Below are 12,459 nucleotides of genomic sequence, written 5' to 3' on the forward strand. Positions count from 1 at the left end.
TATTTTGATTATGAATAAAAAAGAGCGCCATAGCGCTCTTTTTAAACCATCAAAAATTATTCAGTCTTGGCTTTTGCATTCGACTTTTTCTTTTTGACCTTGGCCTTTTTCTTTACTTTATCTTTAACCTTTGCTTCAGACTTTCCTGCAGATGGTTTAGCAGACTTTTTACTGTAAGAGCTGGGTTTTCCTTTTCCTTTTTTGCGTCGTATGGGTTGTTCTCCATCGGCGCTCAAGTTGGATTTAGATTCACGTTCATTATTGCCAAACACTTCTTCTGTCGCTGCTGGACGTGATACTGGTTTTTTCTCACTCACGCGCGGTGCACGGGCACGAACTGCACGGCCGGCATGACTGAGTTGTTGCACCAGTTCAAAATCGATCTTACGTTCTTCCAGATTGACACCGGCAACCTTGATTTTGACTTCATCACCCAGACCAAAGACCTGACCACGGTTCTGGCCGATCAGATTCTGGCTGCTTTGATCAAAGACAAAGAAGTCATCACCTAGCTGGCTGACATGCACCATACCATCGACATACAGATCTTTTAACGTGACAAACAGGCCAAATTCTGCCGTTGCACTAATAATGCCGACAAATTCTTCGCCCAGATGCTGCTGCATATAATGACATTTCAACCAGGTCGTCACCGAGCGCGACGCTTCATCTGCACGACGTTCTGTGGCAGAGAAATGGTCACCAGCTTCATCTAAAGCACCGCCTGAAAGCGGAGATGGCTTGTTATTTAAATGTGCTTTGATTGCACGATGCAATAACAAATCCGGATAACGGCGAATTGGTGAAGTGAAATGTGTATAGGCTTCATAAGCCAGACCATAATGGCCTGCATTACTCGCACCATAGTAAGCCTGCATCATGGAGCGTAATAACACGGCATGAATACTTGGTGCATCAATCCGTTCTTTGGTCGCTTCAATCACCGCCTGATAATCTTTCTGAGTCGGCTGTTCCGGGAAATTCAAACCCAGCAGCTTGACGAAGTCACGGACTTTCTGGATACGTGAGAACTCTGGTGGCTCATGCACACGGTACAACATTGGCATTTCATTTTTCAATGCATATTCTGCGGCTGCCACGTTGGCCAGCAACATACATTCTTCAATCAGCTTATGCGCATCATTACGGCTACGCGGCAAAATTTCTTTAATTCCGCCCAGTTCGTCGAAGGTCATGTAAGTTTCGACGGTTTCAAATTCCATGGCATGGCGTTCAGCACGTAAACTTTTAAGAACTTGATAAAGCTGGAACAGGGTGTTGATCGACTTGCGAACTTCACGGTCTTCGGTAATGGCTTGACTGTCACCTTCCAGATACTGTGCGACCTGATCATAGGTCAAACGTGCCTTGGAATGCATAACAGATGGATAGAACTCAAAACCGGTAACACGGCCAGCACGTGACAGTTTTAAATCACAGACCATACATAGGCGGTCAACATTCGGATTTAACGAACACAGGCCATTCGACAATGCTTCAGGCAGCATCGGTAAAACAAAGTGCGGGAAGTAGACTGACGTCCCGCGTTCCTGCGCTTCATCATCCAGCGGTTTGCCTGGACGCACATAATGGCTGACATCGGCAATGGCTACGACTACACGATAACCACCGCCGGGACGTTTTTCGGCATAAACGGCATCATCAAAGTCACGTGCATCTTCACCGTCAATAGTAACTAAGGCTAAATCACGCAGATCCACACGACCCTCATGGTCTTTGGCCGTTGGTTCTTTAAAGCTCTCGGCTTCTTTAACAACTTCTTCCGGGAATTCATAAGGCAAACCATATTCTAAAATGGTTTGTGGAATGATGATTTCAGTATCGGCCTTGTCTGCCATGGACTGCACAATATGCCCAGTCGCGAATTCTTCACGGGTCGGATAGGTATCAATCGCCACACGAATCGAGTCACCCAGATTGACTTGGGCATGTTCAATCAGTTCTTTTTCAAGGGTAATTGGCTGATGTGCATTCGGGTTGGCTGGCTGGATAAAGTATTCACCATCATACTCTGACACTTTACCAATGATCTGTTTGACACGATGCTGCACAACTTCAGTAATATAGCCCCAGGCCTTACCTTTACGGTCTACCGAAGTCTGACGCACTTTAACGCGGTCACCATTAAAGACCAGGCGCAGTTCACGCTCAGCCAGTAATAGGTCGTCCTGGCCGGAAATGTTGGCAGTTCCCATCCCCCGGGAATTGATATAAACCGTCGCTTCGGATTCAGGTTGCTCGACGGCAATCTGAAACTTGTAGCCGTCTTTCATCAGTTGCCCGTCACGCACCATCGCAATTAAACGATGGCTCAGGGCATCAATACTTTTTTGATCTGCAATTTCAAAATGTTCGACCAGGTCTGCATGGGACTGGGCATTGTTCTTTTCGATGGTTTCTAAAATGAGCGTGCGGCTAGGGATAGGGTTGTCATAACGTTCGGCTTCAGCTTTTGCTTCAGGATCGACCCAGTTTTTCATCATGTCTTTAAATTTATCTTAGGAGATAGGTTTAGCATAAAACATGTGTGCGCAGACTGCACGTAAATGATTGCAATAATCCATTTAAGTTTTCAATTTTCTGTTAATTTTCGATAACTGGAAATTTATGCAGTTTTTTTACTATCAAAATGCACGAAAAATCGAGGAATTGCTTAAAAAGTATTTAAACGAGCAAAAATATGCACTTTTTTTTGATGCTGCGCTTGCAGTGCCATGCCGAAATTTGTATTATGGCCGCACGTTACGGTGAGATGGGTGAGTGGCTGAAACCACGTCCCTGCTAAGGACGCATACGGGTAACTGTATCGAGGGTTCGAATCCCTCTCTCACCGCCACGCTTACTTACGTCGCGCGCTCATAGCTCAGCTGGATAGAGCACTTGGCTACGAACTAAGGGGTCGGGAGTTCGAATCTCTCTGAGCGCACCAAGTAAGTTAAGCAGAAAAAACGTATTGCCAACCTAGGCACACAAGTTACGCGCTCATAGCTCAGCTGGATAGAGCACTTGGCTACGAACTAAGGGGTCGGGAGTTCGAATCTCTCTGAGCGCACCAACTTGAACAATTAACCGCACATGTTGCGGTTTTTTTGTGCCTAAAATTTACAGAAACACCAGACAGCACGTGCTAAAAATAAGTCTCAGGCGAGTGAATAAAAATAAAGGCAGTCGTGATGAGAAAAATCATTGTCCAGGAATTTTTGACCCTAGATGGCGTGATGCAGGCGCCCAGCGGCCCGAAAGAAGATATATCTGGTGGTTTTCAATATGGTGGCTGGGTGGCGCCGTATTTTAACGCGGAACCTGATCCGGCATTTGATGCCATCATGCAAAAATGGATGCAGCCCTCCGATATTCTTTTGGGGAAAAACACTTTTCAGATTTTTGAACTTACTGGCCCACACATACTGAAGACTGGCCGGGAATTAATGACGTCAATAAATATGTTCTTTCTACCAGTCTGGAGGATTCCGACTGGCAAAATACCCTTTTTCTGAAAAGCATTGATGAGATAATCAAGCCTAAAGCATCAGGAGAGGGGGATATTCGAGTTTATGGCAGTGCTACAGTGGTACAGGCGCTTTTCAAATATGAACTTGTGGACGAACTTCGTCTGCTGACTTTTCCAATCATTCTGGGTGTTGGCAAACGCCTGTTTAGCCATGAGTCAATACCTGCCGCTTTTCAATTGATAGATCATTTGGCCAGCTCAAATGGTATTGTATTTACGCATTATCAAAGGGTAGGAAAAGTAAAGACTGGAACAATAGGAGAATGATAAAGTCTACCAGGGTGATGCCGTTTTATATTTGAATTCTATTCTGGCTGGATACCTGGTTGAGAATACTTAAGGTTGACCATTGCGTGATACTGGAATTTTTTGGAAAATCCGGCTTCTTGGTTAAATTGATTAAGTGCTCTTAGCTCTAAATCCGCAAAAGTTTTCAGCAAAAAACTATAAACTTTGATACATCGTTTAATTACTGTACATTCAATTGTGATTTTATTAAAAAACACTTAACAAGACTGAAAAAGCTCGTATAATGCACCCCATCAAGACGTCGCGCTCATAGCTCAGCTGGATAGAGCACTTGGCTACGAACTAAGGGGTCGGGAGTTCGAATCTCTCTGAGCGCACCAATCTTGATAAGAATTCTGAAAAAACCGCACGTTGATGCGGTTTTTTTACGTCTGTGATTTTTAACTATTTTTCATATAAAAAACCAATAACTCTCTGCTTCCTGCTCATCTTAATTTCTGCTGCACTTTCAGTGCATAAACGGTATTGCCACCTACCGCAGGTAAAACATCGTGATAGGGCATGCTGCGCATGGCTCTTAATAAGAATGGCGCCTGATCGTGAATCTTCATGCTGCTGGTAATTTGAAATAAGGTACCTTGTGACTGCGGTAATAAGCGCATGCCACCTTTCACAAACTTCAAGTCGCCACCATTGGCATTAAACTGGTTTTGCAGGGCATCAGGCTGGTAAAAACGCATCTTGAAATTAAACGGGATCTGAATCACCCCTAAACCGACCGACACCTTATAGTTGGCATCTATATTCTGGGTATTGACCGGATTAAGTTCGACCTTCTTGATCTGCCGGGGGAAAAGCTGCTGGGTTGCTTCAGCTGCTAACCACGGCCGCAATTTTTCGACCGGATGCGCAAAATATTGATAGGTGCTACTAAATCTTAAATTTTCTGAGACTTTTCCTTCTTTGACCTGATAGCTCGGCAAAATGAAACTGACCGGTTGACCAGACTTCTGGCTGATCTGGGCAATTTTTTGTAGCTGTTGAGGGTTGAATCTCAGTTGCGGAATTGGAGTTGCTAGTGCTGCTGTATGCTCGGTTTTAAAGCGTTGTTGTAGTGCTTCCAGCAGAAATGCATTAGTGCTCGGCGGAATGCCGAGTTTGGCTTCAGGCAGCGCATTCAGGATTTTACTGAATAAAAAGCCTTTGGGCTGGTTCAGGTCGCCCCATTGGGTGACAGTCACCAGCGTTTTATGCGGACGCAGTACAAACCATTCCAGTTTTCCTGCACCATAGGGAATTGGCGCATCGATAATTAAAGTAGTGATGCTGTTTTCACCCAGATGATGCTGCATCACTACAGTTTCTTTAAAGTTTAACACCGGAATCGGGGTCGGGATATGAACCTGATATTTAACCTGCTGAATCGAACCCTGCTGCTCCAGCACTTTGGCCGACTTTAAAGTTGGAAATAGACCCACATAATTCGGATAATGGCGCAGCAATTTTTCAACTTGAGCTTCAGCCACAGGCAATACCACAGCCGCACTATAAAACTGCGTCTTGCTGGCTGCATTACTGTTTAAGGTGGGAAGTTGGGTTTTGGTTGAGGGATGAGCATAAATCAGAATCCGCTCGCCGGTTAATTCTGCCAGTTGCTGGGCATTGCCTTGATAACCACTCAGACTGCTCGGCAGTTCGGCATTCCAGGCAATGATTTTGGCCAGTGCTGGGACAGAAACTGCCAAACAAACACCGATGAGCATGCATTGCTTTAATCCTTTCATTCAACATCCTGTTGCGTATTTTTTGTTTTAATTGCTGTTTATTTAAAACCAAATGCACGTATTTCCAAAGCAAAGTTATGTAATTGATGCGACAGGTCATAAGCGCTATGGATATTTTGGTATAGTATTGGGCAAGATTTTATTTTTGATGTGATGCTATGACTGAGTCAGCACCGACTTTATCGACCCGTTATTTTCTGACTTTAGAAGAATCTCAGGATGGTTTTGCCTTGGCGACGTTTGGCAAGAAGCAGATTTCACGTTTTCTGACCCCTTTGGTCAGTATCGGGATCATCATCTGGGGTTTCTCGATGGGCTTTGATGGCGTTGGACGTTATTACGTGGCTTTGGGTGCATTCTTCCTGATCCTGCAAGGCATCATGCGTTACTGGTTCCTGCCGATGATGTTTAAACGCCAGTTTGTTAAATATCAGTTTGGTAAAAGCGAACAGGGTATTGATTTGTATCAGGACTATGCGGAAATTTTTACCAATGATCGTAGCAAGCTGGTGCCATATAGCGAAGTTCAGAATTTTGCTGTCGGTAAACTGACTTATATGCTGGAATTGAAAAACCGTACCGTCGTGATCGTACCGAAGCGTGCTTTTAAGGACGGCACTGAACAGAGTATGTTCGAGCATACATTTAAAAAATAATTCAGATATCTATAAAAGGAAAAGGGAAGTTTTGATCATGAGCACACGTCCATCCAAAATCGTTTGTGTGGGTCGCAGTTATGCCGATCATGCCAAAGAACTCGGCAATGCGATCCCTGATCGTCCGGTATTGTTTATCAAGCCACCGAGTGCCTTAAGTTCGCTTGAAGCAGGCATTGAATGGAATCCGGAATGGGGCAACTGTCATTATGAATGTGAACTCAGCTTGCGTATTGACCGGACTTTAAGCAAAGAAAGCGATCCTGTGAAAGCACTTGAAGCTGTGGGTGCGGTGACTTTAGGTCTGGACTTAACTTTGCGTGATTTACAGGATGATCTCAAGAAAAAAGGCCAGCCTTGGGAACGTGCCAAAGCCTTTGATGGCTCTTGTCTGTTGTCGGATTGGGTACCTGTCGCCGATGTAGTCACTGACTGGAAAGATGTGCATTACACACTTGAAGTCAATGATGAACTACGTCAAAAAGGCGATACTGCTTTATTGATATTTGATATTGCGACCTTGCTGGCTGACATCAGTCAGGTCTTTACTTTGGAAGAAGGTGATGTGGTGATGACCGGTACACCGGCAGGCGTTGCGGCCTTACATTCAGGCGATCAACTGAAAATGATCCTCAAAGGGCAGTCTCAGGATTATGTCTGGACGACTTTTGTGAAATAACCAAGATTTTGAATCAAAGGAGCCAATGGGCTCCTTTTTCATATGCATAATTTTAATCATTAACAGTATAACGCTTGCGAAACTGATCTGGGGTGCTTCCCATCCAACGTTTAAACATGCTGATAAATGCCGAGGCATTAGCATAGCCCAGATCAAAGGCAATGCTCTCGACACTATGTGCTGCATTTAATAAAGACATGGCCTGCATCACTTTCAGGCGTTGTCGCCATTCATGCAGTGACATTCCCAGTTCTTTCTGGCTATATCGCGCTAGCGTCCGCTCGGTTAAATTAACGCGTTCTGCCAGTTGCTGCAGCGAGCTTTGATCTGCCGGATGCTGATATAAATAATCTAAAATCTGTTTCAGCAATGCATGTTCTGAATGCGGTAAATAACTGCTGACCAGTTGGGCTTGCTGGAGCTGATCGAGCAGCACCTGTAGCAGACGCTGATATTCAATTGAATTCTCGAGTGCTGGATGGTCTTGCTGATGCAGTTGTTTCAGGTGGGTAAATAAAGCAGTGACCAGAGGCGCACTGAGCAAGATACCCAGTTGAGTAGGGAGTTGGCTGCATAGTGATTCATGCACATACAGGGTGCCATGAGAAACCGCAGTACGGTTCAGACCACGATGCTCTAAATTCGGTGGAAGCCAGATGCCGTGAGGTGAAGGTGTCACATAATTTATATGATTAATATTCACTTCCATCACGCCATGAAAAGCATAGACAAATTCTCCCCAGGCATGGCCATGCAGCGGATAAACAGATTGCGCGGGATCCTCCCTGAAGCTGATCCACAAAGGTGCTTGAATCAGATCATGAGTCGGAAGTTGCTTGAGCGAAGCTGAATCTGCTTGAATTTTTTTATGCATCACCGAAATTGCCTGAATAACACCATCATTTGTCTGTTTTGAAGTATATCTTTTATTTCTGACACTTTTATAGTGTACCTTCCAAATGAGCAACAGGACCGTATGTGAGCCAGCGTCAGGCATTAGATGCCAAAGCATCTGCCATCATGTTTGTATTGTGTATGTTGTGGGGTTTACAACAGGTGGTACTGAAGTGGGCCGCGAATGATATTTCAGCCCTGATGCAAATTGCCTTGCGTTCAGCCTTGTCTGCGCTGATGGTTTATCCCCTGATTCAGCAGAGCGTGCGCCGTCAACTCTGGAATGCACGCTATTTACCTGCAGGATTACTAGTCGGTGTGTTGTTTGCAACCGAATTCTATCTGATTGGTGAGGCACTGCGTTATACCTCAGCCTCGCATACGATTGTTTTACTTTATACCGCGCCGATTTTTGTGGCTTTGGGTTTACACTGGAAATTGCCGGCAGAGCGTTTGTCTTCTGTGCAATGGGGCGGAATATTTCTTGCCTTTAGCGGAATTGTAGTCAGCTTTCTGTTACGTCCACAGACAGAATCAACTTTACAAACTGATGCCTTGTGGGGAGATTTTCTGGCTTTGCTTGGCGGCGTATTCTGGGCAGCCACCACAGTCAGTGTACGTCTGAGCCGGCTGGCTGAAGCACCTGCAACCCAGACTTTGTTCTATCAATTATTGATAGGTGGAATGCTGTTATTGCCTCTGGCTGTTCTGACTGGACAAGCAGCCATTCAATGGACGGTGTTGTCTATTTCCAGTCTGGTTTTTCATACCGTGCTGATTTCCTTTGCCAGTTATCTGATCTGGTTCTGGATGCTGAAGCATTATCTGGCATCGCGTCTGGGCGTATTTTCCTTTTTGACCCCTGTATTCGGCATGCTGTTCGGCGTACTGATTCTGGATGAACATATCGAAATCAATTTTATTATCGGCACCTGTATGGTCATGCTGGGTGTGATTCTAGTGAGTTTGCAGGGATGGCTGAAAAAACCGAATATCAATAAAAGCATTCAAGAGCAAGCATGAAAATCTGGTCTGTAAATTTAGCGACCTGGATTGGTCTGTCTTCCATTCTGATCTGGGCCAGTCTGGTCGCCGTAGTGAAACTGATTACTGAATCTACAAGTGCAGTGCAGGGGATTGCTTTAATTTATAGTTTTAGCAGTCTGGCGATTTTTGCGTTCACCGGCTTTCCAAAAATCACGCAAATGTCCAAGCGTTATCTGCTCGGTTGTGGCGCTTTATTTGTGGCTTATGAGATTCTATTTCTGGTTGCTGTGGCATGGTCGGATAATCGTGAACAGGTGATGCTGATTGCCATGATCAATTATCTGTGGCCACCCTTGATGATTGTTTTTTCGATTTTTGCCCGGCAGTTGCAGGCCCGCCTCTGGGTGATTCCCGGCTTTCTGCTCGCCGTAATGGGACTGATGCTGGTGGTCAATCCAGAAATCACTAATCTGCCGAAGTTCATGCAGGCTTTAGCTGAAAATCCTTGGGCCTATGGCTTTGCCTTTCTCGGCGCTTTGTTATGGCCTTGCTACTGTGTTCTAACTAGGACCTATGGCCGCGGACAAAATGGTGTACCGATTTTCTTTTTGGTCGCTGTAATTAGCTTATGGTTCTTACATTTAGGATTAAACGAACCTTTTATCATGCCCACATTCAAGCTATGGCTGGGAATTGCAGTGGTGGGTAGTCTGATTGGCATCGCCTATAGTAACTGGAATCAGAGTATGCAGTTCGGCAATATCAAGGTGCTGATTTTAGCCACCTATTTTATGCCGATTCTTTCTTCGGTCATGTCAATGCTGATTCTGGATGTCAGACCCGAACTCAGTTTCTGGATCGGGACGGGTTTGGTGACTGCAGGCGCTATAGTCTGCTGGAAATCTACCGCTATCAGTTAAAAAAAATCCTCTCAAGCGAGAGGATTTTTTTATTTATGTCGGAACAGTTCGGACAATGGAAAATTGAGTTTTTCTTCCAGATATTGATCGGTTTCCTGTAATCTAGGTGAGAAATTTTGCATCCAGATGTCATCAGTCTGGGCATTGGTGAGATGGTTTTTGCGTGGCAGTGGATAGGGTAATTGCAGATAAAAATTCCAGAAGCTGACCTGATCCAGATCACGAACCAGCACATATTCATTCTCATCGGTGCGTTTGATCAGATTCTGCTTTTCAAGCATGGCGACATAGCTCGGCCAGCGGCCAATTTCATCTCGGCCCAGCACTTCAAGCGCTTGAGCTTCACTGATGCTTTCACCAGTTTTCTGCTTTTTATAAAATAATTCTAACAGATCCAGCAGCATGACAATGGGGTGGCGTTTATTGTCCTGTCCAGATTCAAACGCCGTCAGGGCATAACTAATTTCAACCCCCAATAACACAATAATCCACGACAGATAAATCCAGAGCAGGAAAATCGGCACGGCGGCGAAGGCACCATAGACGATTTCGTAACTGGTGAAGTTTGACATGATATAGCCAAACAGGTTTTTCAGCAGCTCAAACACCACGGCACTAAACAGACCGGCAATAAAGGCAGATTTAAGCGGTACACTGCGATTCGGGATGGTCCAGTTCAGAATGAAAAATCCGAGTACAGTCAAAGAAAAGGAAATCGCCCAGAGGACAAAGGCGCCGTCCAGCTCATAACCGGCAAAGTTATTGCTGAGAATGCTCATGGATGCCACGGTCGAAGAAATCACAAACGCACTGCCCAGTAAAATCGGCCCTAGCGAAATGATGGTCCAGTAACGCATAAAGCCCATAATCCCGCCTCGCGTTTCAGTCACACGCCAAATGCGGTTAAACACCGTTTCGATACTGCTGAGCATCAATACTGTCGTCACAAACAAGAACAGAATACCAATGATGGTGAGATTGCTGGATTTATCGGTAAAGGCATTCAAGGCTTTATCAAAGGCAATGGTGGTTTTGGGCAAAAAATTACTATAGATGAGCTGCTGTAATTGCTGCCGCGCAGGTTCCAGCGCTTTAATGGAAGAGATAATTACCAGAAAAACCGTCAGCATCGGCACCACCGCAAACAAGGTAGTGTAGGTTAGGGAACCTGCCTGTTCGCGACAGCGGTCTGCTTCAAAGCGTCGAAGTACAAATAAAACAAATTGAAACCAGTGTTTTTCATAGAAAGGTAATTTCTTTAAATACTTAACAATCATCTGCATCCAATCTCAATTTTTTTAATCATCATGAATTTTCATCATCAGCTTAACCAAAAAACTTGCAAAGTATCGTATAGTTTTATTTTTTTAAGTAATGAATAAGAACCATGATGCAACCTTATGTCCTTGTTTTATATTACAGCAAATATGGCTCAACCAAAGAAATGGCGCATCTGATTGCCAATGGAATTGAAGCGGCAGGCGTGGCAGTAAAAATCAGGACAGTTCCAAATATTTCCAGTATGGTAAAAGTTGCTGAACCGAGTATTCCGGCAGAAGGGGATATTTACTGTACTCTGGATGATCTGGCGCAGTGTGCCGGCCTGGCGCTCGGTTCACCGACCCGTTTTGGCAATATGTCCTCTGAAATGAAATATTTTTGGGATCAGACCACGAGTCTGTGGCTGAATGGAGCGCTACACGGTAAACCGGCTTGCGTGTTTACGGCATCAGGTTCCATGCATGGCGGACAGGAAAGTACTTTACTCACCATGCTGCCGCCGTTATTTCATCATGGCATGATGATCATGGGGCTTAGTAACGCAACATCTGCACTCTCAAATACCAAAACTGGTGGTACACCTTATGGTGCTAGTCATGTTAGCGGCCCACGGCATGATCAGGGCTTGAGCCAGGATGAAAAAATTCTGTGTGAAGTACAGGGAAAGCGTTTAGGTGAAGTGGTACTGAAACTCAATCGAGTCTGAAAAACACTCACAGGAAATGAAGCATGAACTTCATTTCCTGAATTTTATTAGGCTTCTTTTTGATCTTTTTGATCTTTTTGATCTTTTTGATCTTTTTGATCTTTTTGATCTTTTTGATCTTTTTGATCTTTTTGATCTTTTTGACTAAATCTGTATTTGCATTTCAGACATTGATAATCCTGAAACAGATTGCGGTCAACAGAAACTCCGGCTTTTTTCCCTAGAAAATTACCGACCACACCGCCGGTAATTCCGACACTGATTGCACCGACAAAAGTACCTACGGTTCCACCGACAATTACACCTAAAGGTCCGGCTACCGTACCAATCGCAGCACCAATCGATGCACCTGAAGCAGCGCCACCCACAGTCCCTGCAGTTGCACCCGCTGAACTCATGAGAATGCCACCAATTTTCTTTAAATTCTGTTCATGATCGCGCTGTTCGATATCAGCTGAGCCACATTTAGGACATTGCATAGATTGTTCCATCAAGGATTGAGATGTACTTGTTTTAGGTTTATCGGAAATAGGATTTTTGCCCTGATCAGCACTTATTCATAACATACAACAACACACTAGATAAGTTTTGAATTCGCAAATCAGAAACATTGCATACTCACTTGATTCTAGTTGAGTTCACGCTAAAACATTGTATTTCAGCTGTAAATATATGCTTTCTCGGTTGATTAAAGCAATTCTCAAACAGTCTTAAGAAAATGGCAAATCTCAAGATCATCAGAAATGTTCTTTTCTTATTAGTCTAAATATT

General features: G+C 44.4%; 10 protein-coding genes, 4 tRNA genes and 1 pseudogene. 10 read left to right on the forward strand and 5 right to left on the reverse strand.

Features of this window, described 5'->3' with window-relative positions; translation table 11 throughout:
* Window positions 1–56: 56 nt before the first annotated feature.
* On the reverse strand, window positions 57–2,504 hold the full coding sequence (rnr, locus tag ACO1B7_RS09295; protein WP_016806776.1) for a ribonuclease R: 2,448 nt from the start codon (window positions 2,502–2,504) through the stop codon (window positions 57–59).
* A gap of 263 nt (window positions 2,505–2,767) precedes the next feature.
* On the opposite strand from rnr, the gene ACO1B7_RS09300 reads away from it, so the two are divergent.
* The 5 genes and pseudogenes from ACO1B7_RS09300 (at window position 2,768) to ACO1B7_RS09320 (ending at window position 4,161) form a co-directional block, all read left to right on the forward strand.
* Window positions 2,768–2,857, forward strand: a tRNA-Ser gene (locus ACO1B7_RS09300).
* A 16-nt stretch (window positions 2,858–2,873) separates the two neighbouring features.
* Window positions 2,874–2,950, forward strand: a tRNA-Arg gene (locus ACO1B7_RS09305).
* Window positions 2,951–2,999: 49 nt separating this feature from the next.
* Window positions 3,000–3,076, forward strand: a tRNA-Arg gene (locus ACO1B7_RS09310).
* A 118-nt stretch (window positions 3,077–3,194) separates the two neighbouring features.
* Window positions 3,195–3,799: pseudogene (locus ACO1B7_RS09315) on the forward strand (dihydrofolate reductase family protein).
* A 285-nt stretch (window positions 3,800–4,084) separates the two neighbouring features.
* Window positions 4,085–4,161: transfer RNA gene (locus ACO1B7_RS09320), tRNA-Arg, on the forward strand.
* A gap of 105 nt (window positions 4,162–4,266) precedes the next feature.
* On the opposite strand, the gene ACO1B7_RS09325 is transcribed toward ACO1B7_RS09320, so the two are convergent.
* The gene (locus ACO1B7_RS09325) at window positions 4,267–5,565 is read right to left on the reverse strand and encodes an SRPBCC family protein (RefSeq protein ID WP_374952433.1); all 1,299 of its coding nucleotides are present in this window, start codon (window positions 5,563–5,565) and stop codon (window positions 4,267–4,269) included.
* Between the two features lie 158 nt (window positions 5,566–5,723).
* On the opposite strand from ACO1B7_RS09325, the gene ACO1B7_RS09330 reads away from it, so the two are divergent.
* Window positions 5,724–6,221, forward strand: coding sequence for a YcxB family protein (locus tag ACO1B7_RS09330; protein ID WP_004281456.1), 498 nt, complete (start codon window positions 5,724–5,726; stop codon window positions 6,219–6,221).
* 37 nt (window positions 6,222–6,258) lie between these two features.
* The gene (locus ACO1B7_RS09335; protein WP_423090100.1) at window positions 6,259–6,900 is read left to right on the forward strand and encodes a fumarylacetoacetate hydrolase family protein; all 642 of its coding nucleotides are present in this window, start codon (window positions 6,259–6,261) and stop codon (window positions 6,898–6,900) included.
* Between the two features lie 52 nt (window positions 6,901–6,952).
* On the opposite strand, the gene ACO1B7_RS09340 is transcribed toward ACO1B7_RS09335, so the two are convergent.
* Entirely contained in the window at window positions 6,953–7,774 is an 822-nt protein-coding gene (locus ACO1B7_RS09340; protein WP_423090101.1) for an AraC family transcriptional regulator, read from the reverse strand.
* 104 nt (window positions 7,775–7,878) lie between these two features.
* Between ACO1B7_RS09340 and ACO1B7_RS09345 the strand changes: the two genes are divergently transcribed.
* On the forward strand, window positions 7,879–8,817 hold the full coding sequence (locus ACO1B7_RS09345) for a DMT family transporter (RefSeq protein WP_005108620.1): 939 nt from the start codon (window positions 7,879–7,881) through the stop codon (window positions 8,815–8,817).
* Window positions 8,814–9,701: an aromatic amino acid DMT transporter YddG gene (gene yddG / locus ACO1B7_RS09350; RefSeq protein ID WP_409666348.1), complete on the forward strand. Its 888-nt coding sequence runs from the start codon at window positions 8,814–8,816 to the stop codon at window positions 9,699–9,701. Before ACO1B7_RS09345 ends, yddG begins: the two co-directional genes overlap by 4 nt.
* Before the next feature lie 29 nt (window positions 9,702–9,730).
* On the opposite strand, the gene ACO1B7_RS09355 is transcribed toward yddG, so the two are convergent.
* Complete coding sequence (locus tag ACO1B7_RS09355; RefSeq protein ID WP_423090314.1) at window positions 9,731–10,978, reverse strand: YihY family inner membrane protein; 1,248 nt, start codon at window positions 10,976–10,978, stop codon at window positions 9,731–9,733.
* Between the two features lie 113 nt (window positions 10,979–11,091).
* Between ACO1B7_RS09355 and wrbA the strand changes: the two genes are divergently transcribed.
* The gene (gene wrbA, locus ACO1B7_RS09360) at window positions 11,092–11,688 is read left to right on the forward strand and encodes an NAD(P)H:quinone oxidoreductase (RefSeq protein ID WP_311203873.1); all 597 of its coding nucleotides are present in this window, start codon (window positions 11,092–11,094) and stop codon (window positions 11,686–11,688) included.
* 47 nt (window positions 11,689–11,735) lie between these two features.
* Here wrbA and ACO1B7_RS09365 read toward each other — a convergent pair whose 3' ends face one another.
* Window positions 11,736–12,179, reverse strand: a complete 444-nt coding sequence (locus tag ACO1B7_RS09365) for a hypothetical protein (RefSeq protein ID WP_171065047.1) — start codon at window positions 12,177–12,179, stop codon at window positions 11,736–11,738.
* Between the last annotated feature and the right edge of the window lie 280 nt (window positions 12,180–12,459).

It is taken from the genome of Acinetobacter lwoffii, assembly GCF_049367455.1.
Lineage (GTDB): Bacteria > Pseudomonadota > Gammaproteobacteria > Pseudomonadales > Moraxellaceae > Acinetobacter > Acinetobacter lwoffii_W.

What these genes read in the sequence shown, in the direction of transcription:
- rnr (WP_016806776.1), bottom strand. Translation starts at nt 2,504, where the DNA reads ATGATGAAAAACTGGGTCGATCCTGAAGCAAAAGCTGAAGCCGAACGT.
- ACO1B7_RS09325 (WP_374952433.1), bottom strand. Translation starts at nt 5,565, where the DNA reads ATGAAAGGATTAAAGCAATGCATGCTCATCGGTGTTTGTTTGGCAGTT.
- ACO1B7_RS09330 (WP_004281456.1), top strand. Translation starts at nt 5,724, where the DNA reads ATGACTGAGTCAGCACCGACTTTATCGACCCGTTATTTTCTGACTTTA.
- ACO1B7_RS09335 (WP_423090100.1), top strand. Translation starts at nt 6,259, where the DNA reads ATGAGCACACGTCCATCCAAAATCGTTTGTGTGGGTCGCAGTTATGCC.
- ACO1B7_RS09340 (WP_423090101.1), bottom strand. Translation starts at nt 7,774, where the DNA reads ATGCATAAAAAAATTCAAGCAGATTCAGCTTCGCTCAAGCAACTTCCG.
- yddG (WP_409666348.1), top strand. Translation starts at nt 8,814, where the DNA reads ATGAAAATCTGGTCTGTAAATTTAGCGACCTGGATTGGTCTGTCTTCC.
- ACO1B7_RS09355 (WP_423090314.1), bottom strand. Translation starts at nt 10,978, where the DNA reads ATGATTGTTAAGTATTTAAAGAAATTACCTTTCTATGAAAAACACTGG.
- wrbA (WP_311203873.1), top strand. Translation starts at nt 11,092, where the DNA reads ATGCAACCTTATGTCCTTGTTTTATATTACAGCAAATATGGCTCAACC.
- ACO1B7_RS09365 (WP_171065047.1), bottom strand. Translation starts at nt 12,179, where the DNA reads ATGGAACAATCTATGCAATGTCCTAAATGTGGCTCAGCTGATATCGAA.